At 66.9% G+C, this 22,557-nt stretch carries 24 protein-coding genes and 1 tRNA gene; 15 read left to right on the top strand and 10 right to left on the bottom strand.

Annotated elements, in window-relative coordinates; all coding sequences use genetic code 11:
• Nucleotides 1-12: 12 nt before the first annotated feature.
• The 4 genes from AN478_RS02360 to AN478_RS02345 all read right to left on the bottom strand — a co-directional run bounded on the left by AN478_RS02360 (nucleotide 13) and on the right by AN478_RS02345 (nucleotide 3,446).
• Nucleotides 13-87: transfer RNA gene (locus AN478_RS02360), tRNA-Gln, on the bottom strand.
• A 31-nt stretch (nucleotides 88-118) separates the two neighbouring features.
• Nucleotides 119-1,063, bottom strand: coding sequence for a 4-(cytidine 5'-diphospho)-2-C-methyl-D-erythritol kinase (gene ispE / locus AN478_RS02355; protein WP_231627316.1), 945 nt, complete (start codon nucleotides 1,061-1,063; stop codon nucleotides 119-121).
• Between the two features lie 23 nt (nucleotides 1,064-1,086).
• Nucleotides 1,087-1,695: a lipoprotein insertase outer membrane protein LolB gene (gene lolB, locus AN478_RS02350; RefSeq protein ID WP_054965017.1), complete on the bottom strand. Its 609-nt coding sequence runs from the start codon at nucleotides 1,693-1,695 to the stop codon at nucleotides 1,087-1,089.
• Nucleotides 1,692-3,446, bottom strand: coding sequence for a tetratricopeptide repeat protein (locus AN478_RS02345; protein ID WP_054965016.1), 1,755 nt, complete (start codon nucleotides 3,444-3,446; stop codon nucleotides 1,692-1,694). The genes lolB and AN478_RS02345 overlap by 4 nt, the downstream gene beginning before the upstream one ends.
• 326 nt (nucleotides 3,447-3,772) lie before the next feature.
• On the opposite strand from AN478_RS02345, the gene hemA reads away from it, so the two are divergent.
• The 5 genes from hemA (at nucleotide 3,773) to AN478_RS02320 (ending at nucleotide 8,368) form a co-directional block, all read left to right on the top strand.
• Nucleotides 3,773-5,044, top strand: a complete 1,272-nt coding sequence (gene hemA, locus AN478_RS02340) for a glutamyl-tRNA reductase (RefSeq protein ID WP_054965015.1) — start codon at nucleotides 3,773-3,775, stop codon at nucleotides 5,042-5,044.
• Nucleotides 5,041-6,114 (top strand): peptide chain release factor 1, encoded by a 1,074-nt coding sequence (gene prfA, locus AN478_RS02335; RefSeq protein WP_054965014.1) that lies wholly within the window; start codon nucleotides 5,041-5,043, stop codon nucleotides 6,112-6,114. The genes hemA and prfA overlap by 4 nt, the downstream gene beginning before the upstream one ends.
• A 5-nt stretch (nucleotides 6,115-6,119) precedes the next feature.
• Nucleotides 6,120-6,986, top strand: coding sequence for a peptide chain release factor N(5)-glutamine methyltransferase (prmC, locus tag AN478_RS02330; RefSeq protein ID WP_054965013.1), 867 nt, complete (start codon nucleotides 6,120-6,122; stop codon nucleotides 6,984-6,986).
• 225 nt (nucleotides 6,987-7,211) lie between these two features.
• Nucleotides 7,212-7,985, top strand: a complete 774-nt coding sequence (locus AN478_RS02325) for a HesA/MoeB/ThiF family protein (RefSeq protein ID WP_054965012.1) — start codon at nucleotides 7,212-7,214, stop codon at nucleotides 7,983-7,985.
• Nucleotides 7,949-8,368: a Mov34/MPN/PAD-1 family protein gene (locus tag AN478_RS02320; protein WP_054965011.1), complete on the top strand. Its 420-nt coding sequence runs from the start codon at nucleotides 7,949-7,951 to the stop codon at nucleotides 8,366-8,368. The genes AN478_RS02325 and AN478_RS02320 overlap by 37 nt, the downstream gene beginning before the upstream one ends.
• Nucleotides 8,369-8,689: 321 nt before the next feature.
• Here AN478_RS02320 and slmA read toward each other — a convergent pair whose 3' ends face one another.
• From slmA to AN478_RS02290, 6 genes are all read right to left on the bottom strand, one after another.
• Nucleotides 8,690-9,274, bottom strand: a complete 585-nt coding sequence (gene slmA, locus AN478_RS02315) for a nucleoid occlusion factor SlmA (protein WP_269434435.1) — start codon at nucleotides 9,272-9,274, stop codon at nucleotides 8,690-8,692.
• 10 nt (nucleotides 9,275-9,284) lie between these two features.
• Complete coding sequence (gene argB, locus AN478_RS02310; RefSeq protein WP_054965010.1) at nucleotides 9,285-10,202, bottom strand: acetylglutamate kinase; 918 nt, start codon at nucleotides 10,200-10,202, stop codon at nucleotides 9,285-9,287.
• The gene (gene hslU / locus AN478_RS02305; RefSeq protein ID WP_054965009.1) at nucleotides 10,199-11,524 is read right to left on the bottom strand and encodes an ATP-dependent protease ATPase subunit HslU; all 1,326 of its coding nucleotides are present in this window, start codon (nucleotides 11,522-11,524) and stop codon (nucleotides 10,199-10,201) included. Before hslU ends, argB begins: the two co-directional genes overlap by 4 nt.
• Entirely contained in the window at nucleotides 11,517-12,062 is a 546-nt protein-coding gene (gene hslV, locus AN478_RS02300) for an ATP-dependent protease subunit HslV (RefSeq protein WP_054965008.1), read from the bottom strand. The genes hslU and hslV overlap by 8 nt, the downstream gene beginning before the upstream one ends.
• 66 nt (nucleotides 12,063-12,128) lie before the next feature.
• Nucleotides 12,129-13,040 (bottom strand): tyrosine recombinase XerC, encoded by a 912-nt coding sequence (locus tag AN478_RS02295; protein ID WP_054965158.1) that lies wholly within the window; start codon nucleotides 13,038-13,040, stop codon nucleotides 12,129-12,131.
• On the bottom strand, nucleotides 13,037-13,720 hold the full coding sequence (locus AN478_RS02290) for a DUF484 family protein (RefSeq protein WP_054965007.1): 684 nt from the start codon (nucleotides 13,718-13,720) through the stop codon (nucleotides 13,037-13,039). The genes AN478_RS02295 and AN478_RS02290 overlap by 4 nt, the downstream gene beginning before the upstream one ends.
• 145 nt (nucleotides 13,721-13,865) lie before the next feature.
• Between AN478_RS02290 and AN478_RS02285 the strand changes: the two genes are divergently transcribed.
• The 10 genes from AN478_RS02285 (at nucleotide 13,866) to AN478_RS02250 (ending at nucleotide 22,556) form a co-directional block, all read left to right on the top strand.
• Nucleotides 13,866-14,834: a polyprenyl synthetase family protein gene (locus tag AN478_RS02285; RefSeq protein WP_054965006.1), complete on the top strand. Its 969-nt coding sequence runs from the start codon at nucleotides 13,866-13,868 to the stop codon at nucleotides 14,832-14,834.
• An 86-nt stretch (nucleotides 14,835-14,920) separates the two neighbouring features.
• Complete coding sequence (locus AN478_RS02280) at nucleotides 14,921-15,160, top strand: PP0621 family protein (protein WP_054965005.1); 240 nt, start codon at nucleotides 14,921-14,923, stop codon at nucleotides 15,158-15,160.
• A gap of 191 nt (nucleotides 15,161-15,351) precedes the next feature.
• Entirely contained in the window at nucleotides 15,352-15,549 is a 198-nt protein-coding gene (locus AN478_RS14640; protein ID WP_054965004.1) for a type IV pilin protein, read from the top strand.
• Nucleotides 15,550-15,593: 44 nt separating this feature from the next.
• On the top strand, nucleotides 15,594-15,980 hold the full coding sequence (locus AN478_RS02270; protein ID WP_054965003.1) for a hypothetical protein: 387 nt from the start codon (nucleotides 15,594-15,596) through the stop codon (nucleotides 15,978-15,980).
• A gap of 350 nt (nucleotides 15,981-16,330) precedes the next feature.
• Nucleotides 16,331-17,794 (top strand): O-antigen ligase family protein, encoded by a 1,464-nt coding sequence (locus AN478_RS02265; RefSeq protein WP_054965002.1) that lies wholly within the window; start codon nucleotides 16,331-16,333, stop codon nucleotides 17,792-17,794.
• Nucleotides 17,795-17,800: 6 nt separating this feature from the next.
• Nucleotides 17,801-18,598, top strand: a complete 798-nt coding sequence (locus tag AN478_RS02260) for an ABC transporter permease subunit (protein ID WP_054965001.1) — start codon at nucleotides 17,801-17,803, stop codon at nucleotides 18,596-18,598.
• 4 nt (nucleotides 18,599-18,602) lie between these two features.
• Nucleotides 18,603-19,457, top strand: coding sequence for a hypothetical protein (locus AN478_RS13845; protein WP_176758756.1), 855 nt, complete (start codon nucleotides 18,603-18,605; stop codon nucleotides 19,455-19,457).
• Nucleotides 19,450-20,442, top strand: a complete 993-nt coding sequence (locus AN478_RS13430; RefSeq protein WP_074471352.1) for an ABC transporter ATP-binding protein — start codon at nucleotides 19,450-19,452, stop codon at nucleotides 20,440-20,442. The genes AN478_RS13845 and AN478_RS13430 overlap by 8 nt, the downstream gene beginning before the upstream one ends.
• Nucleotides 20,390-21,298, top strand: coding sequence for a shikimate dehydrogenase (gene aroE, locus AN478_RS13425; protein WP_082432739.1), 909 nt, complete (start codon nucleotides 20,390-20,392; stop codon nucleotides 21,296-21,298). The genes AN478_RS13430 and aroE overlap by 53 nt, the downstream gene beginning before the upstream one ends.
• A 25-nt stretch (nucleotides 21,299-21,323) precedes the next feature.
• Complete coding sequence (locus tag AN478_RS02250) at nucleotides 21,324-22,556, top strand: type II secretion system F family protein (RefSeq protein ID WP_054964999.1); 1,233 nt, start codon at nucleotides 21,324-21,326, stop codon at nucleotides 22,554-22,556.
• The last annotated feature ends 1 nt before the right edge of the window (nucleotide 22,557 follow it).

Below are 22,557 nucleotides of genomic sequence, written 5' to 3'. Positions count from 1 at the left end.
TCGCTTCGGGTTTGGCTGGGGCGGCAGGATTCGAACCTGCGAATGCCGGAATCAAAATCCGGTGCCTTACCACTTGGCGACGCCCCAAGCGCTGAAACTGGCTGGCCGCCCGCCCGGATCAGCCTTCCCGGCCGGTGGCGAAAGCCCAGTCGGCCAGCGGGTGCCGGTTGCGTCCCCGGGCCACCGCCGCGCTCCACTCGGTGGGCACCAGGGCCCGCAAGGCCTCCGCCTGGGCCCGGTCACTGCATTCCGCAAACGAGCACGCCCCGGATCCCGTCAGGCGTCCGGGCCCCGGGGCGTTCCGGTCCAGCCACTCGCGGATCCGGACCAATTCCGGATGCAGCCTTTCCACCACAGGGCCGAAATCGTTGCCGCACCGGCCCTGCGAAAAGTCCAATATTGTTACTTCAGGGTGGTTCCGTGTCAAGGCAGGGTCCGCGAAGGCCCGCCGGGTGGAAACCCCCTCACCGGGGGGCCACACCACCAGGTACCAGGGCTCCGCGAGCTCCCCAACCGGGCTCAGCCGCTCCCCGACTCCTTCGGCCCAGGCCGCGCTGCCGCCGATGAAGACCGGGATGTCGGCGCCCAGCGCCGCCCCCAGCCCGGCCAGTTCGGCCCGGGAAAGCCCGCAGCCCCATAGCCGGTTCAGCGCCAGAAGGACGGTGGCGGCGTCGCTGCTCCCGCCCCCCAGGCCACCCCCCACGGGGAGCCGCTTCTCCAGGCAGAGGCGGACCCCGCCGTCATGACCGGTGTGCTCGGCCAGCAGGCGGGCGGCGCGGAGGGTCAGATCCTCCTCCTCGGGAATGCCCGGAATGGTGGCCGCCCGCTCGATCACCGGCTGCGCGGTGGGCGTCAGGTGCAGCGTGTCCCCCCAGTCCAGGAACTGGAACAGGGTCTGGAGGGTGTGCATGCCGTCCGCCCGCCGACCGGTAATGTGCAGGAACAGGTTCAGCTTGGCGGGGGCGGGCGCCGCCAGGACCCCTTCCCCGTCCCAATGGGGCCCTTCCAGCCCCGCCGGGACATCCACAGCCGGGGCCGCGCCCTCGCTCACCCGGTCACTCACCTTCGCAAGCCCTCCCGCGTTCCTCACGTTCCCTGCAGATCCCACTGCTCCACCAGCAGGCGTGCCTCCGCGTCCTCCCGGTCCAGGCGGATGTCGCCGGGCAGCCAGATACCCTCCACCTGCCGGTAATCCCCGTAGGTCACCCGCCAGGGGCCCGAACGCAGCTCTAACGGCGCCCCCCGATCATCGAGCACCTCCGGCAGGCGCCCCTCGTCGGCCAGCCCCAGTGCCCACCGTGCCATGGACTCCACGGGAACCCGCCACCCCAGCCGCCGCTGGAGCACCATCCGCGCGGTCGCCCCTCGGTAGGTGCGCCCGCGGGAATCCCGGACCTGCAGGCCGCGGGGGCCGTAGCGGATCTCCAGGACCGTCTGCCCGAAGGGGTTGCGCACCTGGAGACGATCGGACCGGCCCTCGTGGGCCCAGTGGAGCCGGACCTGGCCCGATTCTTCCGGACCCTCCACGCGCACGCGGGCTCGCATCCGCCAGCCCTCGGGCGCGGCGAGCGCCCCTGCCCGTTCACGGTAGGCCGCTTCCGCCCGGCCGCGATCCTCCGCGGGCTGCGGACCCAGAGCGGCGCAGCCCGCCAGTACCGTGGCGAGCCCCGCCGCGAGCAGGAGCCCGAGCCTCACTGCTTCCCCTCATCCAGGCGGCGCCTCAGCTCCCGGGCCATGTCGGAGTCCTCCTCCACCATCTCCAGGGCCCGCAGCCACATCTCCCGGGCCTCCCCCGGGCGCCCGCGGGCCTCCAGGACCTCCCCCAGGTGGACGAGGATCTCGGGGTCCTCCTCCTCGCTCCGCTCCAGGGCTTGCCGCAGGTAGGACTCGGCCGCCTCCAGGCGGCCGAGGCGGAAATAGGCCCAGCCCAGGCTGTCGAGGATGTAGCCCTGGTTCGGCTCCAGCTCGTTGGCGCGCTCGAGCAGACGCAGGGCCTCACTGAGGCGCACCCCGCGATCCGCCAGGCTGTAACCGAGGAAGTTATAGGCCCGGGCCTCCTGGGGGTGGTCCTCGATCACGCTCCGGATATCCGCCTCCATCCCGGCGTAGTCCCCCACCTTCTCCCGGACCAGGGAGCGCGTGTAGAGCAGCTCCTTGTGGTCGGGATCCTGCTGCAGGCCCTTGGACGCCACCTCCTCGGCGGCCCGGTACTGGCCGATCTCGGCGAGGATCCGCGCCTCCAGCCGGAAATATTCCGGCTCGTCCGGCCGGTAAGCACGCACTTGGCGCACCAGCCGTAGGGCCCGCTGGAGGTCGCCCAGCTCCACCGCGGCGGCCGCCTCCTCCATGCGGGCCTGCTCCAGGTAGCGGCCGCCATTCACCCGGCCGAAGTAGTCGGCAGCCGCCTCGTAGCTTCCCAGCTCCTTGGTCACCTGACCGAGGTGGAAGAGGGCCTCGTTGTTCCCGGGGTCCAGCTCCAGAACACGCTGCAGGGCGCGCCGCGCCCCCCGCCAGTCCCCCTGCTGGGAGCGGGCCATGCCGAGGCCCATGTACACGCGGGCGTCCCGCATCCCCTCCTCGGCCAGACCCAGGAACACCCGCTCGGCCTCCTCGGCCCCACCCTGCGCCAGCAGCCCCTGGCCGTACCGGAGCCGGGCCTGGTCCGCACGGGGGTGCTCGTCGATGAAGTCACGCAGAATCCCCATGCCCTCGTTCACCGACCGGGTGCGCGCCAGCTCCACCGCCGCCGCCTCCCAGTGAGGGCGCAGCTCCAGGGCCCGCTCCAGCACATCGGCCGCCTGTTCCCGCTGCTCCAGGCGGGCGAGGAGGTAGCCATAGGCGAGCTGGGCCGCGGCATTATCCGGATTGTTCCCAGCGGTCTCGCGCAGGACGCGTACGGCGGTTTCCACGCCGCCCGACTGCACCAGGCGCTCCCCGGCACCCAGGTACACCTCCTCCGCGCGGGGGAACTGGTCCACCAGGGCACCCAGGACGCCCACCGCCTCCCCGGGCTTGCCCAGCAGCAGCCGGGCCTGGGCCAGGGCCAGCAGCGGCTCGGGCCGCTCGGGGGCCGCTTCGCGCCATTCCCGTGCATAGGCCGCCGCCTTCTCGCCTTGCCGACCGTGCAGAGCGGCCTCCGTCGCCCGCTCGAAGAGCGTTCCCCGGCCGGTCACTCGGGCGGCCCGGGCGTACCATTCCGAGGCGATATCCAGGCGCCCTTCCTGGCGGGCCATCTCGGCAGTCAGGTAGGCGTACATGCCCCGCTGGAAGGGGGACGCGCCGGCCTTCTCCGGGGCGGCCCCGTCCTCCATGGACGGCATGGGCCCGGCATCCGAGGCAGGTTGGTCGGAGGGTGCGGTCTGGCAGGCGGCCAGGATGCTCGCCAGGCCACCGACGAGGAGGAGCCGCCCGGGGAGGAAACGGGCTTTCACGCGGGTATCATCCATTCCGGGATCCGGGAGGGGGATAGTGGCGGGGGACCGAAGACCGAACGGGGCCGCGCCCACCGAAGCCGGAAAACACCGTGCGGCTCCGCGGAGGCCAGGGCGGGGCCGCACGGATCGTTCCTGGTTTTCGATTGTCCCATAGGCGGGACAGGGTGTCCAAAGCCCCGCCGCCAGTGGGGCCTAATGGTTGCATTCGAAATGGCAATGGCGCAGTATTTGCCGGTTGCCATGCCCCCAATCCAACCGCGGAACGCTGCCCCCCGGCCGGGAAGGTTTGGGGAGAAGCGATTCCCCCGTGTCGAACGCAGCGTCCAATTGCGTAATCCATGCACCTCCTCGCCATAGGCGTAAACCATAAGACGGCCCCCGTGGCCATCCGCGAGCAGGTTTCCTTCGGTCCGGAAACCCTCCCCGACGCCCTGTTGGACCTCACCCAGCAGCGGGGCGTGCGGGAGGGCGCGATCCTTTCCACCTGCAACCGCACCGAATGCTACTGCGCGGTCGCCGACACGGTGGCGGACCAGGAAGCGGTTATCACCTGGCTGGCCAGTTTCCACGGCCTGACCCCGGAGGAGCTGCGCCCCCACCTCTACGCCTACCACGACCGCGAGGCGGTCACCCACCTGTTCCGGGTCTCCGGCAGCCTCGACAGCCTGGTGGTGGGCGAGCCCCAGATCCTCGGCCAGCTCAAGGAGGCCTACCGGTCCGCCTACAACGTAGGCAGCCTGGGGCCCCTGCTCAACCGCGCCTTCCACCACGCCTTCAAGGTGGGCAAGCGGGTGCGCAGCGAGACGGACATCGGCGGCCAGGCGGTCTCGGTGAGCTACGCCGCCGTAGAGCTGGCCCGGCGCATCTTCGGCGACCTCTCCCGCTCGCGGGTGCTGCTCATCGGCGCCGGGGAGACCATCCAGCTGGCCGGCCGCCACCTGCGCGAGGCGGGCGTAGCCACCCAGCTGGTGGCCAACCGGACCCAGGAGAACGCCGAGGAGCTGGCCACCGAGCTGGAGGGCCGCGCCCTGACTCTGGACGCGGTGCCCGAGGCGCTCGGGGAGGTGGACGTGGTGATCTCCTCCACGGGCGCCCCGACCCAGGTGGTGGAGCGGGCCTGGCTGGAGCGTGCCCAGAAGCGCCGCAAGCGCCAGGCCATGTTCCTGGTGGACCTGGCGGTGCCCCGGGACCTGCCGGAGGACGCCGAGGAGGTGTCGGGGGTCTACCTGTACACGGTGGACGACCTGCAGGCGGTGGTGGAGGAGAACCTCCAGACGCGCCGCCAGGAGGCCGAACGCGCCGAAGGGATCGTGGAGGCCAACGTGGAGGAGTTTCTCCAGTGGCTGCGCAACCAGGAGATCGTCCCCACCATCAAGGCCATGCGCGCCAAGGCCGAGGCCATCCGCGAGCAGGAGCTGGAGCGCACCCGCAAGCGCCTCGGCCACGTGCCCGAGGAGATGGAGACCGCCCTGGACAAGCTCTCCCAGGCCCTGGTGAGCAAGCTGCTGCACGAGCCCACCATGCAGCTGCGCCATTGCAGCGAGAACGGCAACGGCGAAGATCTGATCGAGGCCACCCATCAGCTCTTCCGGCTGGACGAGGATTCATGAAAGAGGCGATCCGCCACAAGCTGGAGAACGCCCGGCACCGGCTCGACGAGCTGGGCCACATGCTCTCCGACGCCGCCCTCATGGAGAACATCGAGGAGTTCCAGGCCCGCTCCAAGGAGTACGCCGAGCTCGAGCCCATCGTGAAGGCCTTCGGCGAGTACGAGCGGTGGGAGGACGAGGCCGCCCAGAGCCGGGAAATGCTCGAGGACCCCGAGCTCGGCGAGATGGCCCGGACGGAGCTGGAGGAAGCGGAGGCCAAGCTCTCGGAGCTGGAGGACCAGCTGCAGCGGCTGCTGCTGCCCAAGGACCCCAACGACGAGAAGAACGTCTTCCTGGAGGTCCGCGCCGGCGCGGGCGGCGAGGAGGCCGCCCTGTTCGCCGGCGACCTGCTCAAGATGTACAGCCGCTACGCCGAATCCCAGGGCTGGAAGACGGAGGTCATGTCCGCCAGCGAGAGCGACCGCGGCGGCTTCAAGGAGGTGATCCTCCAGGTGCGGGGGCAGGGCGCCTTCAGTCGGCTCAAGTACGAGTCCGGCGGCCACCGCGTGCAGCGGGTGCCGGAGACGGAGACCCAGGGCCGCATCCACACCTCCGCCTGCACCGTGGCCGTAATGCCCGAGGCGGAGGAGGTGGAGGTGAACGTCGACCCCAACGACCTGCGCGTCGACATTTTCCGCGCCTCCGGCCCCGGCGGCCAGAGCGTCAACACCACCGATTCGGCGGTGCGTATCACCCACATCCCCACCGGGGTGGTGGTCTCGTGCCAGGACGAGAAGTCCCAGCACAAGAACAAGGACAAGGCCATGAAGGTGCTGCAGGCCCGCCTCTACGAGGCCGAGCGCCAGCGTGCCGACCAGGAGCGCGCCGACCAGCGCCGCTCCCTGGTGGGCAGCGGCGACCGCTCCGAGCGCATCCGCACCTACAACTTCCCCCAGGGCCGGGTCACCGACCACCGCATCAATCTCACCCTCTACCAGCTCGACCAGGTGCTCGAAGGCAACCTGGACCTGGTCATCGACCCCCTCATCACCGAGGACCAGGCCGAGCAGCTGGCCCAGCTCGAGGCCTGAGGGCCATGAGCGGCGCCTGGACGGTCCGGGCCGTCCTGGAATGGACCGCCGGCCACCTCAACGAGGCCGGCAGCGACACGGGCCGCCTCGATGCCGAACTGCTGCTGGCCCACGCCCTGGGCGTGGAGCGCCTGCAGCTCTATCTCGACCCCGACCGACCGCTGGATCAGACCGAACGCGACGCCTACCGAGAGCTGGTGCGCGCCCGCGCCAAGGGCGCCCCGGTGGCCCATCTGCTGGGGGAGCGGGAGTTCTGGTCCCTGCCCCTGCGCGTCACCGCCGACACCCTGATCCCCCGTCCCGATACGGAGGTGGTGGTGGAGCGGGCCCTGGAGCTCCTGCCCGTGGAAGGGGGGACCCGCGCCCTGGACCTGGGCACCGGCACCGGCTGCATCCCCGCCGCCCTCGCCTCCGAGCGCCCCGAGCTGCGGGTAGACGCCGTGGAGGCGGGTTCGGAGGCGGCGGCCGTGGCCGCCGACAACATGGAGCGCCTCGGCCTCGCCGAGCGGGTCACGGTGCAAACCGGCAGCTGGTTCGAGCCCGTGGCGGGGGAGACTTACCACCTGATTGTCGCCAACCCGCCCTACGTCCCCGAGGCCGACCCGCACCTGACGGCGGGCGATGTGGCCGCTGAGCCGCGCGAGGCCCTGGCCGCCGGCCCGGAAGGCCTGGACGCCTACCGCGTCCTGGTGCCCGGGGCGCCGGCCCACCTGGTGCCCGGCGGCTGGCTGGTGGTGGAGATCGGTTGGGACCAGGGGGAGGCGGTCGCCGCACTTTTCGAGGCAAACGGCTTCACGGAGGTGGCCGTGCACCGCGATTATGGGGGGCGGGACCGCGTCGTCGAGGGGCGATGGCCCGGGACCGGCGCCTGAGGCCGTTTCCGAACGGCTAAAGAATTGCAGAGACGCGAAAAGCGCAGAGCGAACGAAGGAATGCGCTTACAGGGTCCCCTGTAGGACCGGCGGCCCCGCCGCGATCGGCGGCGGCCCAAGAGGCAGCGGTCGCGGCGGGGACGCCGCTCCTACCATCGGTCCCCATCACGGATTGAATTGCCGTCCTCCGTTTCCGCGGTACATCCTTCCTTCTGCGAGGGCCCCATGGCCGGACTCACCGACGACCAGCTCGACCGCTACGGCCGCCAGATCCTGCTGCCCCGGCTCGGCGTGGAGGGCCAGCAGGAGCTGCTGGCCGCGCGGGTGCTGCTCATCGGCGCCGGCGGCCTGGGGGCGCCGGCGTCGATGTACCTGGCCGGGGCGGGGGTGGGGGAGCTGACCGTCGCCGACGACGACGAGGTGGCGGTTTCCAACCTCCACCGCCAGGTGCTACACACCGAGAGCCGGGTGGGCTGGAACAAGGCGGAGTCGGCCGCCGCCGCCCTCTACCAGCTGAATCCCGGGGTGGAGGTGCGGCCGCTGGCGGCGCGTCTGGATGGGGAGGACCTCGATGCGGCGGTGGCGGGTGCGGACCTGGTGGTGGACGCCAGCGACAACTTCGACACCCGCTACGCCGTCAACGCCGCCTGCCTGCGCCATGGGCGCACCCTGGTAACCGGGGCGGTGATCCGCATGGAGGGGCAGGTGACGGTCTTCCCCTTCGGCGCCGAGGGCGGGCCCTGCTACCGCTGCCTCTACCGCGAGGCCCCGGACGCCGGGGAAACGGAGCGCTGCTCGGTCACTGGGGTTCTGGGCCCCGCCGCCGGCATGATCGGCACCACCATGGCCGCCGAGGCCATCAAGCGCCTGGCCGGCATCGGCGAGGGCCTAGCCGGCCGGCTGCTGCTGGTGGACGCCCTGGCCATGGACTTCCGCACCATCCGGCTGGCCCGGGACCCCCAATGCCCGGCGTGCTCCGCCTTCCAGCCCGCCTCCTGAACGACCTCCGGGCCGAGGCCGCCGCCCGGCCCGACGAAGAAGTCTGCGGCCTCCTCGCCGGCCACGGCGATACCGCCGACACCCGCCTGCCCGTGGAGAACGCCCTCCACAGCCCCCACGCCTTCGACATGGAGCCCGCCGGGCTCATCGACGCCATGCGGCGGATCCGGGAGTCCGGCCGCGAGCTGGTGGCCATCTACCACTCCCACCCGCACGGCCCGGCCTATCCGAGCGCCACGGACGTGGCCGCCAACCAGTACCCGGAGGCGGCCCATCTGATCCTCGCCCGGGAGGCGGGGGAGTGGCGGGTACGGGCGTTCCGGCTGGACGGAGAGATCGCGAAGCTGGATCTGGTAGTGCTACAGGATTCGGCGGGGGGGTAACCGCAGAGGCGCAGAGGGCGCGGAGAAAACGGCAAGGAGAAAACGGCAAAAAGACGGGAGACCTTCAAGACAAGGGCAACGCTGGAGGGCCGATCCAGCTCGTACGGCCGCAATCTGGGGGAAACCCGGCCCCGGCCCTTGTGGGAGCGGCCAGTGGCCGCCACAGAATGGGGCCCGGTCCGAGACGGGGCTAGTAGCCCCTCCCACAAGCACCCTCCCGGAAGGATGCGAAAGGGCTCTTATGGTTTTCTCCGTACCCCCGTATCCTCTTTTGCGGTTCTTCTCCGCGCCCTCCGCGTCTCTGCGGTTCGTAAGGAGGCGCTACTGGAACAGCCCGTCTTCGAGGATGGCCCACTGCGCGGACCACTGGTGGGTGGGGTCCACCTTGAAGTTGGAGCGGGAGTACTGGTTGATGCGGCCGTGCACCACGGCCACCAGGAGGTTGGCGGCGGCCAGGGCGTCCGTGTCCCCGGACAGCTGGGACTCCAGCCGGGCACGCTTGAGGACATGCTTGAGCTGCGTCTCCAGCCGCTCCAGGAGCTGGTTGACCCGACCCTTGAGGGTGTCCGACTCGCCCTGGATGGACTCGCCGAGCATGAGCCGGGCCAGGCCCGGGTTCTTGCCGGCAAAGCCCAGCCACAGGCGGAGGATGGACTCGCACTGCTCGCGGGGGTCCTCCTCAGCCTCCACGATGCGGTTCACGCGGGTGAACAGGCTCTCCTCGATGAACTCGATGAGCGCCTCGAACATCTGGCTCTTGCTGCCGAAGTGGCGGTACAGCGCCGCCTCGGACACGCCCACCTCCTGGGCCAGCGCCGCCGTGGTAACCCGCCCGTCCGTGTTGTTCTCCAGCATGCGCGCGAGGGCCTGGAGGATCTCCTCGCGGCGTTGCCCCTTTCTGGCCAAACCGTTTCCCCTATTTTTGTGTCCGTCCCGCCGTTCCCCGGATCAATGTCCCCACCCCGGCGTCGGTGAAGACCTCCAGCAGCAGAGCGTGGTCCACGCGCCCGTCGATGATGTGGGCGCTCTGCACACCCCCGCCGACAGCGTCCAGACAGCAGCGCACCTTGGGGAGCATGCCGCCGGCGATTGTCCCATCGGAAATGTACCCGTTTACCTGCTCCGGGTCGAGCCCTGTCAGGAGCCCGCCGCCGCTGTCCAGGATGCCGGGGACATCGGTGAGCAGGACCAGCTTCTCGGCGGCCAGCTCCTGGGCCAGCCGGCCCGCCACCAGGTCCGCGTTGATGTTGAAGGTCTCGCCCTCGGGCCCCACGCCGATGGGGGCGATGATGGGAATGAAGTCCCCGGTGTCCAGGGTCTCCACCACCTCCGGATGGATGGACTCCACCTCGCCCACCAGCCCCACGTCGATGATCTCCGGCGCGTCCGCCTCCGGGCTTTCCCGGGTTACCTGCAGCTTGCGGGCGCGGATCAGGCCGCCGTCCTTGCCGGACAGGCCCACCGCCTTGCCGCCGTGGCGGTTGATGAGGCGGACGATTTCCTTGTTCACGTGGCCGCCGAGCACCATCTCCACCACTTCCATGGTGTCGGCGTCGGTGACCCGCATGCCGGCGATGAACTCGGTCTTGCGGCCCATCTCCTCCAGGGTCTTGCCGATCTGGGGGCCGCCGCCGTGGACGATCACCGGGTTCATGCCCACCAGCTTCATGAGCACCACGTCGCGGGCAAAGCTCTCCTTGAGGCCCTCGTCCACCATGGCGTTGCCACCGTACTTCACCACGATGGTGGAGCCGTGGAAGCGGCGGATGTAGGGCAGGGCCTCGTTGAGGATGTGCGCCGTGTCCGCGGGCGTGTAACCGTTTTTCGTACTCATAGGATGTAGCGGGACAGGTCTTCGTCGGCGGCCAGGTCGCCCAGGTGCTCATCCACGTAGGCGGCGTCCACGGTCAGGGTCTGCCCGGAGCGCTCGGCGGCCTCGAAGGAGACCTCCTCCAGCAGCCGCTCCATGACCGTGTGCAGGCGCCGGGCGCCGATGTTCTCGGTGCGCTCGTTCACCTCGAAGGCCACCTCGGCGAGGCGCCGCAGGCCGTCGTCGCTGAAGGACAGCTGGACCCCCTCCGTCTCCAGCAGCGCTTGGTGCTGGTGGGTGAGGGCGGCCTGGGGCTCGGTGAGGATACGCACGAACTCCTCGGTCGCCAAAGCCTCCAGCTCCACCCGGATGGGCAGCCGGCCCTGCAGCTCGGGAATCAGGTCCGAGGGCTTGGACAGGTGGAAGGCCCCGGAGCCGATGAACAGGATGTGGTCGGTGCTCACCATGCCGTGCTTGGTGGACACGGTGGAGCCCTCCACCAGCGGCAGCAGGTCGCGCTGCACGCCCTCCCGGGACACGTCCGGGCTGCCGCCGCCGCTACCCTGCCCGGAGCCGGCCACCTTGTCCAGCTCGTCGATGAACAGGATGCCGTGGTTCTCCACCCGGCGGACAGCGCGGTGGCGGATGTCCTCCTCGTCCACCAGCTTGGCGGCCTCCTGGTCGGTGAGGATCTGGAAGGCCTCCTTCACGGTTACCTTGCGCGTCTTGGTCTTGCCCTGGCCCAGGCCCTGGAGCATCTCCTGGAGCTGGCTGCCCATCTCCTCCATGCCCTGGGGCACCATCATCTGCATGCGCGAGCCGCTCTCCTGCACCTCGATCTCCACCTCGCGCTCGTCGAGGCGGCCCTCGCGCAGCATCTTGCGGAATTTTTGCCGGGTATCGGAGTCCTCCTCGCCCTTGCCGTCGCGGGCGGGCGGCAGGAGGATGTCGAGCAGCGCCTCCTCGGCGGCGTCCTCGGCCCGCTTCCGGACGCCCTCCTTGGCCTCCTCGCGCACCATCTTGATGGCCTGCTCCACCAGGTCCCGGACCATGGACTCCACGTCCCGGCCCATGTAGCCCACCTCGGTGAACTTGGTGGCCTCCACCTTGAGGAAGGGCGCGCCCGCCAGGGTGGCCAGGCGGCGGGCGATCTCCGTCTTGCCCACGCCGGTGGGGCCGATCATGAGGATGTTCTTGGGCGTGATCTCCCGGGCCAGGTCGCCGCCCACCCGGTTGCGGCGCCAGCGGTTGCGCAGGGCCACGGCCACCGCCCGCTTGGCCTCCTGCTGGCCGATGATGTACTTGTCCAGCTCCCGGACGATCTCCGGCGGGGTCAGCTCACTCATCGCTCTCCAGGACCTCCACCGTGCGGTTGGCGTTGGTATAGATACAGATCTCCGCGGCGATGTTGAGGCCGTGGTGGACCGCGTCCACCGGATCCATATCGGTGTGTTCGGTGAGCGCCCGGGCCGCGGCCTGGGCGTAGGGACCGCCGCTGCCGATGGCGATCAGCCCGCCCTCGGGCTCGATGACGTCGCCGTTGCCCGAGAGGATCAGGCTGGACTCGGCGTCGGCCACGGCGAGCAGGGCCTCCAAGCGGCGCAGGGCGCGGTCGGTGCGCCAGTCCTTGGCCAGTTCCACCGCCGCCCGCTTGAGGTTACCGCGGTGGGCCTCGAGCTTGCCCTCGAAGCGCTCGAAGAGGGTGAAGGCGTCGGCCGTGGAGCCGGCGAAGCCCGCCAGCACCTGCTCCTGGTACATGCGCCGCACCTTGACGGCGTTGGCCTTCATGACGGTGCTGCCGAGGGTCACCTGGCCGTCGCCGCCCATGGCGACGCGGCGGCCCCGGCGCACGGAGAGGATGGTGGTGCCTTCGAAGTCGGCCATGGCTGCCCCTTACCGTGGGTGGGTGGCGGAAGCCGCGGGAAACCGGCCAGTATACCTTCTAGAGGGTTAGTCCTCACTCTCAGTGTCGGAGGTTCCGCGCCGCGCCCGGGGATGGGCGCGGTCGTAGGCGGCGGACAGCTGCTGGATGTCGAGGTGGGTGTAGACCTGGGTGGTGGAGAGGTTGGCGTGGCCGAGGAGCTCCTGCACGGCGCGCAGGTCCCCGGAGCTCTCCAGCAGGTGGCTGGCGCAGCTGTGGCGCAGGGTGTGAGGGGAGGCGGCCCCGCCCGAGAGCCGGCGCACCCGATCCTGCATGGTGCGCACCGCCATGCGGCGGCCGCGCCGGGTGATGAACAGGGCGGCTTCGCCGGCGGCGGCCCGCTCGGCGCGCAGGGGCAGGTAGGCCTCCAGGGCCTCCCGGGCCTTGCGGCCCACCGGGACCACCCGGGTCTTGCCGCCCTTGCCCACCACCCGGGCCTCGCCCGCCGTCCGGTCCACGCCGCCCAGGTCCAGGGCGGCGGCCTCGGCCACGCGCAGGCCGGAGGAGTACAGCAGCTCCAGCAGGGCGCGGTCGCGCGCGCCCTCGAAGCCCTCCGGGAAGCGCTGGAGGAGGCCGGCGGCCTGCTCGGGGGCCAGGACGCGGGGCAGGCTGCGCTCCATGCGCGGGGCGGCGGCCTGCTCGGCGGGGCTGGCGGTGACCAGGCGCTCCCGGATCAGGTAGCGGTAGAAGGTGCGCAGGGCCGACAGGGCGCGGTGGATGGAGCGGGCCGACAGCCCCCGGCGGTGGAGGTCCCCCACGAAGCCCCGCACCTGCTGGCGGCTGACGCTCCCCCAGTCCGGCTCCGTCTCCCCCAGGAAGGCGCGGAAGGCCTCCAGGTCGCGGCGGTAGCCGTCCACGGTGCGCGGCGACAGGCCGCGCTCCTCGGCCAGGTGGGCCAGGAAGCGGGGGAGGGGATCGGCGGACCCGTCCGCCGCGCTCAACCCGCCCGCCACCCGGGGCCGGCCAGCAGGACGCCGGCCAGCTCCCCCAGCCGCTCCAGGTAGGTGGTGCCCATGCCGGCCACGAACCGCTGCGGGTCGCGGCTGGCCAGGCCCAGCAGACCGAAGAGCCGGGAGCCGTGGCGCAGGGGGACGAGGGCGTGGGACTGGAGGGCCGCCTCCTCGCCGTAGAGGGCGCCCACCAGCGCCGGGTCCGGGAGCTCGCCCAGGCTGATGCGGTCCTCGGTGACGAAACGCTCGCGGATCCAGTCGCGGGAGGCGAGGAACCGGGCGTCCAGCCGCCCGGCGAAGTCCTCCCGCTCCACTCGCAGCCCCACGGCGTCCACGCGGAAGTTGTCGCGCACCCCCTCCAGGAGGGTGTGCACCAGCTCGTCGCGGTCCGCGCAGGCCAGGAGGTCCACGGTCAGGCGGTGCAGGTGGGCGGCCAGGCGGTCGTTGTCCCGGGCCATGCCCACCAGGCGCTCGAGCTCCCCCTCCAGGTCGGAGGCCTTGCGCTGCAGGCGCCGGCCGCGGGCGTGCTCGAGGGCCACCACGGTGGCCTCGGCGTCCGGGCCGAGGTCGAGCTCCTCCAGCAGCTCGGGGTGGTCGCGGAACAGACGCGGGTTCTCCCGGAGGAGGCCGCGCAGATACTCGACGGGGTCTTGCTGATCGGTCTGGGCCATAATGCCTGCTTGGTGCCCGGAAAACGGCCGCGTGTCAAGGAAGGGGCGCCGATTTGCCTTCCGGGGCCGGGCTTGCAAGAATTGGCGCCTTGACACGGCCCGCCCGCCGCCCTAGGTTTGCCCCGGCCCCCGGAAACCGGTACCCATGGCGATCGAACAGCTCAAATCCCTCCTAGCCGATGACCTGCAGGCCGTGGACCAGGCGATCCACGGGCTCCTGGACTCGGACATCCCGCTCATCCCGCTGCTCGGCAACTACGTCATCGACAGCGGCGGCAAGCGCCTGCGCCCCATGGTGCTGCTGGCGGCCACCCGCATGTTCGGCTACGAGGGCGACCGCCACCTCAAGCTGGCCGCGGTGATCGAGTTCATCCACACCGCCACCCTCATGCACGACGACGTGGTGGACGACGCCGAGCAGCGCCGCACCCGGCCCACCGCCAACGCCCTGTGGGGGGCCCAGGCCCCGGTGCTGGTGGGCGACTTCCTGTTCGCCCGCTCCTTCGAGGCCATGGTGTCCGACGGCGACATGCGGGTGCTGGAGATCCTCTCCGGGGCCACCCGCGAGCTGGCCGAGGGCGAGGTGCTGCAGCTCGCCAACATGCACGATCCCGAGGTGGACGAAGCCAGCTACCTGCGGGTGGTGACAGCCAAGACCGCCGTGCTGTTCGAGGCGGCCGCCCGCATCGCCGCCATCGTCAGCGGCCGCCCCGCCGAGGAGGAGGAGCGGATCGCCGCCTACGGCCACCACCTGGGCGTGGCCTTCCAGCTCATCGACGACTGCCTGGACTACAGCGCCACCGCCGAGGCCTGGGGCAAGCAGCTGGGCAACGACCTGGAGGAGGGCAAGCCCACCCTGCCCACCATCCACGCCCTGGCCCACACCGACCACCAGGGCCGCGACGCCATCCGCCGTGCCCTGGAAGAGGAGGGCGTGGCCTTGCTCGACCCCGTGCGCACGGCCATCGAGCGAACCGGGGCCCTGGAGTACACCGTCCAGTCGGCCCGGGAGCGGGTGGACACCGCCAAGGAATCGCTGGCCGGCCTGCCCGACACCGAGGAACGCCGCGCCCTGGAGGCCCTGGCGGACTTCGTGGTCACCCGGGACTTCTGAGGGCCCGGCGCGGTCCAAGCATTCCAGGAAGCCGGGCCCTCGCGCCCGGGCCGCCGCCACCCCCGAACGGACACCGCCGCCGCCCCATGATCCTGCGCCTGATCGCCCTCGCCGTCCTGATCTACTTCGCCTACCGGCTCGTCCGGCGGGCCCTCGCCAAGCTCCGACCGCCGCAGCCGCAGGACCCACCCACGCCCGAATCCCAGCCCGTGGTCCCCTGCAAGACCTGCGGCACCTTCGTGCCCAAGGACCGCGCCCACACCGACGACCGGGGGCACTTCTACTGCTCCGACCGCTGCCTCCAGGAGACCCGGGAGCGGGACTGACCGCGACATTTCTGTCCAGATGGGGACACGCTCCTTGTCTCTTGGGGTGACCAATCTTGTCACCCCAACCCTTCCACCGCCCCGCCAGCCCGCCCGCCGCCGTACCCAAAACCTTGGCACGCCAATTGCTTACCTATCCGGACGCGGGCCACGGCCCACCGTTTACGGACAAACCCACAGGAGGAGCACCAATGCTCAAGAAGCTGAGCGCCAAGAAGGGCGAGCAGGGCTTCACGCTCATCGAGCTGATGATCGTGGTGGCCATCATCGGCATCCTCGCCTCCATCGCCATTCCGCAGTTCCAGTCCTTCCAACGGGATGCCAACGATAAGGCTTCCCAAAGCGATGTCCGGAACAACAACACCAATGCGATCGCTAACATGTACTAACTTGGCGGTGCGCTGCCAGTTTCATTCAACCATGGAGAATCACAATGCGTAAGCTCACTGTCCTTATGCTTTGCGGGATGCTGGCTCCTTCCTTTGCTCTGGCTGGAGAATCCGACTGCGCGGTTAGCGGCATTGGCGAAACGGATGCCGTCCAAGTAAAGTGCGATAAGACCAATATCACGAACGCCGGTGGGAATGAGTTGCTGCGCAACTCCTTCCAGGCAACGGCCTCTCCCGGCGTGAAAGTCCAAATGGGCGTCGGATCCGCCCTGTCGAACGATATTGTGGTTAGCGCCGCCCACCAGGGGGGGACCAAGGCGTTTGGGGCCAGCACGGCTCAAAGCTCGGTCCAGGAATACGATTACAACCCCCAGGATGTGGGGGCTGATTCCGCCGCCAGCTCCGCCTGGAGCGACGCCGACGCCACCTAAAAGGGGCGGATAGATTCACGAGAGGGAAGCAGGAACTCACTCCGGCTTCCCTTTCTCATTGTTTTACCGCCTTGGGACAACCATTGGCCGGGTCCCGAATATCCATTGCGGGGAGATCATGCTCCCGCACCTACCGGCCGGATAAGGCGCTCTCGGCAGACCGCAGGTCAAATGCTGTGCGGATTCCTAAGGCCTGCCATCGCGCCCTTCAGATTCTGCCTCCACCGGACCCCTCCCGATACCCCTACCCGAGGTCGCTAGGCACCGTGGGATCCGCCCGGCATTTTTACGAAGCCCCATTACTTCCTTCCCTATTCTTGGGGGTAGTCGGAGCAGCCTTCTTTGCCCTCATGAACAGCAAACCCTACTTTCCGGTAGGGAGCCTTGAGTATGACCTCAAGCGCTTATACCTGATCGCCGTTTTCTCCGCTGGCTCCCTAGCCCTTCTCGCCTCGAATTTATTTCGACAACGAGCCCGCGCCCTTTGGCAAGCCATCCCCCGAATCGGCCGACTGGGCCTGATCCTGTTCTTCGTTTTAGGCCTGCCTTCAGCCGGCCTTGCCGCCAAACCGCAGGCCGCCCTTTTGGAGTGGGCATGGTTTCTCGCCCTTTTCCAATTGAGCATGGCTGTTGCGGCAGCACTGGAGCTAACCCCCCGTACCGGGGCCGGGATCTTGATGGTCGGCCTCTTGGGCGGAATCACGGCCTACTCCGGGGGCTTCATGGATCACTACGTCTGGGCGACTTGGGTACGGGGAAATTCCATCGAGTGGATCGGGCCCTTTGGCCGCTTCGCCAATGTACGCTTCTTCAGCCAGGTCCAGACACTGACCTTGCCCCTCCTCGCTGCCACCGTCCTCCTTGCGGCCCGTTTCAGCCGCACCCTGTTCTGGTTGTTAGCCGTCATTGCCGCCTTCTGGTTTGCCATGCTGTTCGCTACCGGCACCCGGGGGACCTGGGTCGGGGTCCTAGGGGCCATGGTGATCCTGGTGTTCTTCCCCCGTGCATGGGCCTGGCAAAAGGTCAATCTGTCCCTCCTTACCGGGGGAGGGCTGCTCTACTTCCTGATCTTTTCAGGTCAGAGCCCAGGGGTGGAGCGGACGGCTTCCAAGCTTAGCGGCGACCCATCCGGAGAATCCCGCCTTCAGCTCTGGGAGCATGCCTTGGATGCCATTGCCCAAGCCCCCTGGCTAGGCCAGGGGCCGATGCATTACGCTTTGGGGGGCGGTCCCCCCGGCAGTGCCCACCCCCACAACAGCCTCCTCCAGATTGGCTCCGAGTGGGGGCTTCCGGCCCTTTTTCTATTGGTGATCCTCTCCGCCTGGGGGCTCTTGCGTTTCTTCCGGCAGGAAACGGGACAGCTATCGTCGGCGGTTGGGCACGGTGGCGGGGCCGCACAAATCATCCATACCGCCCTTCTCGCGAGCCTTCTGGCGGGGCTGGGCCACAGTTTGGTTAGCGGCATAATCGTCATGCCCGCAAGCCAGTTCCTTTTGGCGGTGATCGCCGCTTCCCTTTGGAGCTACGAGCCTCTTCCCAAAAGCGTCAAGACAGCTTCTCTGAAGGGGGGAGGTTCTGCTGCGTTTTTGGGAATTGTTGCTCTTCCACCCATCCTGATCATGGCCATAACTTTTCCGCATATTCCGCAGCTTCATAAAGCCGAGACCCTCCACCAAGAGCTGATCGGCCCGCGTAACCCCCGCTTCTGGCTGCAAGGGCGGCTCGAGTATCCTCCCTGGACGGATTCTTATCCTGGGACGCGAAGTGGAAGGGAATCCAACGGAGTACCGCGCCCGGATGCTATAACGAGGTGATGCATCATGTACTTCCATTTTTTGACTGGGCTCAGGCTAGGAGTGCGAAGTCGGAGCTTCTTCGCCCTTGTCCTGGTGGGCCTCTTAGCCATGGTAGCGGCTTATTTCGCCTCCTTCTTTTCCGGACGGCACCCGGCCACCATTGCCATGGATGTCGGGGTATCGGCCATTCGCATCCTGGGCGTGCTGTTGGTTCTATTTTGGACCCAGGAACTGTTCTCCCGGGACATCGATCGAAAGGTCCTGTTTTCCACCCTGACCTACCCCCTCCCCCGTAGGAGCTATGTTCTAGGGCGATTTTTAGGTTTGGGGCTTTTGGTCCTTGCCGCTCTTGTTGTCTTTGGGCTTTTATTGGCTGGACTGGGATCCGCCGCCGGTTTTGGATATCAGCAATCTACCCCGGTTAACAACGGAATAGCTGTGGCAGGTGTTGTTGGTGGCCTGTGGGTGGATTTGATGACGGTTGCCGCTTTTACCTGGCTTCTCAGCAGTGTCTCCACCTCGCCCCTTCTCCCTTTCCTCTTGGGTCTGGCCTTTGCCTGGGCCGCTAGGACGCTGGGACCGGTTTTGGCTTATCTATCCTCCGAGCAGGCTAGAGGCCTAGAAAAAGGCTTCGAAGGCCCTCTTAACTTCATTCGATGGCTACTTCCTGACCTGAGCCGACTGGATTTCCGAGATGGGCTCCTTTACGGCCAGTGGCCGGAAACCGATTTCATATTGGCAGCATTGGCCAATGGAGCGGGCTATATTTTGCTTTTGCTTGGTCTGTCGGTACTGGTTTTCAACCGCCGCGAGTTCGGTTAGAGCCATGCTGGCCAAAACATCTATCCCGTTAATGATCCTACTGGGAGCGATCGCTTTCCTATGGGGGGGATGGTGGCTTCATTTTCAACATCCACGGAATGGGAAGCTCGATCCGGACCTTACCCTCGTTCTACCCCCACCCGTTGCAACGGGGATGGCGGCGGGGGATTCATACCTTGCTGCAAATTTGGGCATTTTTAAGGCAATGGTGGTTGGCACGCACCTGGATAACCGGCAAGAAACCAAACTGTTTGGGGACCTTCTGGAGACCACCATGGCTCTGAACCCCTCCCATGAGGACGCTTACTATCAAGCACAGGCAACGTTGCCCTGGGAGGGCTTCCACCGTCTCAACCAGCGGATCCAAGTGGCGGCCACGCGGGAGCGGCCCTGGGACTGGCTCCCCGCTTATTTCGCCGGCTTTAACTTGTATTATTTCGCTAAAGACCCCGAATCCGGCGCCCATTATATCCTTAAAGCGGCCGATCGGACCTCCAACCCCCAAAAGGCGGGCCTCCGTTCTCTTGCGGGAAGATGGATTTCGCTAGGAACCCGCCCCCAAGAGGCCCTGAAAATGGTTCAAGCAATGGCGGAATCGACCAGACACAGACAACTGAAGAGGGATCTGGACAAGCGCCAAGACCAATTGCGGGGGCTTATCCGCCTTCAAGAGGCCGAAAGATCCTATCGCCAGAAAACCGGTCAATCCCCTGACACCCTTCCTGATCTGATCGGGTTCGCAGGGCTTAAGGAAATTCCAGAGGACCCATTCAAACGCGGCTACCAGCTGGATACCGATGGCCATGTCATAATCACACCGCCAAAGACCCTCTCCTCGAACCGAGGTCAAAATGGTTAGTCTCATCTCTTTCGGTGGTAACCGAACGACGGCGGAACCTCCGCTCGAGACCCGCACCTTATCCAAAGTTTTTACGGATCGGCAGTGGTTCCGCCGGCCCCGCAAGGTGACAGCGCTGAACGGTTTAAGCTTGCAGCTCAGGCCGGGGGAGGCGTTCGGCCTCGTAGGCCCGAACGGCGCGGGAAAAAGCACCACCATCAAACTGCTTCTTGGGTTGCTGTTCCCATCTGATGGAGCAGCTTGGATCAATGGGGCTCCCGCTAGCCAAGCTCCGAGCCGGAAATCCCTTGGCTTCCTTCCCGAAAATCCCGCCCTCTATGGCCACCTATCTCCATGGGAAACCTTGATGGGAGCCGCCCGGGTCCACGGGCTCTCCACCAGCACAGCCAGTGAACGCATCACCTATTTGCTGGACGAGCTCGGCCTGTCTGGGGTCACTGGGAAGCCTTTGCGAAAATTTTCCAAAGGAATGCTTCAGCGGGCTGCAATCGGGCATGCCTTGGCTGGCACCCCCAACCTTTTGATTCTTGATGAGCCTCTGAGCGGTTTAGATCCTATTTGGCGAAAACAGGTGGTAAACCTTCTGGTTGATTTCCGGGACCGGGGAGGCACCATTTTGTTCAGCTCCCACATACTTGCCGATGTTGAACGGTTGGCCGATCGTATAGGAATTCTCCACGGGGGCGAACTGCAGCGGGTCGGATCACCTTCCGAGATCGTAGCGGACCACCTCTCGGAGTATGTAATCCGATCCAAAGGGGAACAGGAGCCTGCCGGAGTCGGGGCCCGGCTTGAAGGTGGGAATCGATGGGTCGCTATTAGCCACCCGGATTCCCTCTGGTCCATGCTCCACAAACTGGAGGAGGCCGGGCACCAAATCCTGGAGGTGCGTCCCGCCGGCCCGGGCCTCGAAGACGCTATGACCCAGATGATTGGCGACTGGAGCATTACCACTAAAAACAACGTTTCTACCGCGCCGGAGTAGCGCTTTGCAAATTACCGGAAACACCACTGTCCTGGGATTATTCGGGGACCCTGTGGAACATAGTCTATCCCCAATAATCCATGCGGATTTCTCTGAAACTTCTGGGTTGGATACTATATACGTCCCCTTTCGGATTTCTCCCGAGAATCTAGAAGCCGCCGTCTCTTCCGTAACAGTTCTTGGCCTACGTGGGGTAAACATTACCGTTCCCCATAAAGAAACTGTCATACCGTTCCTTGATGAATTGACTGAAAGCGCTCGAGCCATAGGGGCAGTCAACACCATCATCAACAACGGCGAACTGCTTACTGGTGACAATACTGACCAAATCGGGTTTCTAGAAGATCTTCGGCACCGCTTTTCGGACATGAAATGGGTCGAAAAACCAGCCCTTGTACTCGGGGCAGGGGGAGCCTCCCGGGCGGTTGTCTATGCTTTGCGGAAAGCGGGTTTGCCGGAAATCTTCATTGCTAATCGGGATAAAAAAAGGGCCCAACAAGTTGCCTCGGAAATGGCCCCCCAATCCGGCCGAGGCATGGGGCTAGATATCCAAACTATCAACCCAGCATTGAAGCAGAGTGGCCTCGTGGTAAATACCACCAGCCTCGGCCTAAAGGGTGAAAGCATCCCGGAATTAGATTTGACCCATGCCCTTCAGGGAACCATCGTCTACGACCTTATCTATAGTCCCGCCCGGACGCCCCTCCTTCATTCAGCAATCCAGCTTGGGCTTCCTGTAGCCAACGGCCTTGGAATGCTAGTCCGCCAGGGGGCCATAAGCTATTCTCGCTGGACCGGGAGTGAGCCGGTGGTGGAGTCGTTAATCCATCGGCTACAGGGACAATTGGGAACTTGACCCGCCCATAAGGGGAAACAGGCATATGGCGGAAGGGAAGCAGGCGGAGAAGCCTAAACAAATCGAGTTCCAGTGGAAGGGACGGGACCGTCAGGGAACCACGCAGAAGGGGGAGATCGAGGCCGTCTCGGTGGAGGCGGCCACCGCCGCCCTCCGTCGCAAGGGCATCATCCCCGCCCGGGTCAAGAAAAAGCCCCAGCCGCTTTTCCAGAAAAAACAGAAGATCACCACCCAGGATGTGGTGGTCATGACCCGTCAGTTGTCTACCATGATCAATGCCGGCCTGCCCCTGGTGGAGGCCTTCCGGCTCATCGCCAAGGGCAGCGAGAACGGCTCCATGCGCAAGGTGATCGACCAGGTCGCCGACGACATCGCGAGTGGGGAGCCCCTGCAGGACGCCCTTGCCGCCCACCCTCAGGTCTTCGACGAGCTCTACGTGAACATGGTCCGGGCCGGCGAGAAGGGCGGCATCCTCGACACCGTACTGGACCGCCTGGCCACCTATCTGGAGAAGACCGAGGCACTCCGGGCCAAGGTCAAATCGGCCATGTTCTACCCCACCGCGGTCATCGTGGTGGCTGGTCTGGTAACGACGGTGCTATTGGTCTGGGTGATCCCGCAGTTCAAGGAGATCTTCGCCGGCTTCGGATCCTCCTTGCCAGCCCCCACCCAGTTTGTCATCGACCTCTCCAACAGCTTCCAAGCCAACTGGTACTGGATTTTCGGGGGCATCGCGGCCTTTTTCTTCGCCTTCCGGGAAGCCTACCGTCGCTTTGAGCGATTCCACTACACTGTGGATAAACAGATATTGAAGCTTCCCGTCTTCGGCGACATCGCCCTCAAGGCCTCCGTGGCCCGCATGACGCGCACTTTTGCCACCCTTACCGCCGCCGGCGTGCCCATGCTGGAGATCCTGGAGACCGTCAGCCGCACCGCAGGCAACCGGGTTATCCAGGAGGCCATGGAAAGCACCCAGGACGCCGTGAGCCAGGGGCAGCGGCTTTCGGACCCTATGGAGAACAGTGGCATTTTTCCCGCCATGGTCACCCAGATGATCGCCATCGGCGAGGAATCGGGAAGCCTGGAAACCATGCTGGCCAAGATCGCCGACTTCTACGAATCCGAGGTGGACGCCGCCGTGGACGGCCTCACCGACCTGCTGGAGCCCATCATCATGGTGGTGCTGGGCGTGGTCCTGGGCGGCCTGGTGATCTCCATGTACCTGCCGATCTTCAAGATGGGCGAGGCAGTCGGCTAAT

The organism is Thiohalorhabdus denitrificans (assembly GCF_001399755.1).
Lineage (GTDB): Bacteria > Pseudomonadota > Gammaproteobacteria > Thiohalorhabdales > Thiohalorhabdaceae > Thiohalorhabdus > Thiohalorhabdus denitrificans.
The sequence above is the reverse complement of the archived record's forward strand: the minus strand, read 5'-3'. Positions and strand labels throughout refer to the sequence as shown.

What these genes read in the sequence shown, in the direction of transcription:
- AN478_RS02250 (WP_054964999.1), top strand. Translation starts at nt 21,324, where the DNA reads ATGGCGGAAGGGAAGCAGGCGGAGAAGCCTAAACAAATCGAGTTCCAG.
- AN478_RS02290 (WP_054965007.1), bottom strand. Translation starts at nt 13,720, where the DNA reads ATGGCCCAGACCGATCAGCAAGACCCCGTCGAGTATCTGCGCGGCCTC.
- hslU (WP_054965009.1), bottom strand. Translation starts at nt 11,524, where the DNA reads ATGAGTGAGCTGACCCCGCCGGAGATCGTCCGGGAGCTGGACAAGTAC.
- AN478_RS02270 (WP_054965003.1), top strand. Translation starts at nt 15,594, where the DNA reads ATGCGTAAGCTCACTGTCCTTATGCTTTGCGGGATGCTGGCTCCTTCC.
- AN478_RS02325 (WP_054965012.1), top strand. Translation starts at nt 7,212, where the DNA reads ATGGCCGGACTCACCGACGACCAGCTCGACCGCTACGGCCGCCAGATC.
- AN478_RS02280 (WP_054965005.1), top strand. Translation starts at nt 14,921, where the DNA reads ATGATCCTGCGCCTGATCGCCCTCGCCGTCCTGATCTACTTCGCCTAC.
- prmC (WP_054965013.1), top strand. Translation starts at nt 6,120, where the DNA reads ATGAGCGGCGCCTGGACGGTCCGGGCCGTCCTGGAATGGACCGCCGGC.
- hslV (WP_054965008.1), bottom strand. Translation starts at nt 12,062, where the DNA reads ATGGCCGACTTCGAAGGCACCACCATCCTCTCCGTGCGCCGGGGCCGC.
- AN478_RS13430 (WP_074471352.1), top strand. Translation starts at nt 19,450, where the DNA reads ATGGTTAGTCTCATCTCTTTCGGTGGTAACCGAACGACGGCGGAACCT.
- AN478_RS02285 (WP_054965006.1), top strand. Translation starts at nt 13,866, where the DNA reads ATGGCGATCGAACAGCTCAAATCCCTCCTAGCCGATGACCTGCAGGCC.
- AN478_RS13845 (WP_176758756.1), top strand. Translation starts at nt 18,603, where the DNA reads ATGCTGGCCAAAACATCTATCCCGTTAATGATCCTACTGGGAGCGATC.
- prfA (WP_054965014.1), top strand. Translation starts at nt 5,041, where the DNA reads ATGAAAGAGGCGATCCGCCACAAGCTGGAGAACGCCCGGCACCGGCTC.
- AN478_RS02345 (WP_054965016.1), bottom strand. Translation starts at nt 3,446, where the DNA reads ATGGATGATACCCGCGTGAAAGCCCGTTTCCTCCCCGGGCGGCTCCTC.
- hemA (WP_054965015.1), top strand. Translation starts at nt 3,773, where the DNA reads ATGCACCTCCTCGCCATAGGCGTAAACCATAAGACGGCCCCCGTGGCC.
- AN478_RS14640 (WP_054965004.1), top strand. Translation starts at nt 15,352, where the DNA reads ATGCTCAAGAAGCTGAGCGCCAAGAAGGGCGAGCAGGGCTTCACGCTC.
- argB (WP_054965010.1), bottom strand. Translation starts at nt 10,202, where the DNA reads ATGAGTACGAAAAACGGTTACACGCCCGCGGACACGGCGCACATCCTC.
- AN478_RS02265 (WP_054965002.1), top strand. Translation starts at nt 16,331, where the DNA reads ATGAACAGCAAACCCTACTTTCCGGTAGGGAGCCTTGAGTATGACCTC.
- AN478_RS02320 (WP_054965011.1), top strand. Translation starts at nt 7,949, where the DNA reads ATGCCCGGCGTGCTCCGCCTTCCAGCCCGCCTCCTGAACGACCTCCGG.
- AN478_RS02260 (WP_054965001.1), top strand. Translation starts at nt 17,801, where the DNA reads ATGTACTTCCATTTTTTGACTGGGCTCAGGCTAGGAGTGCGAAGTCGG.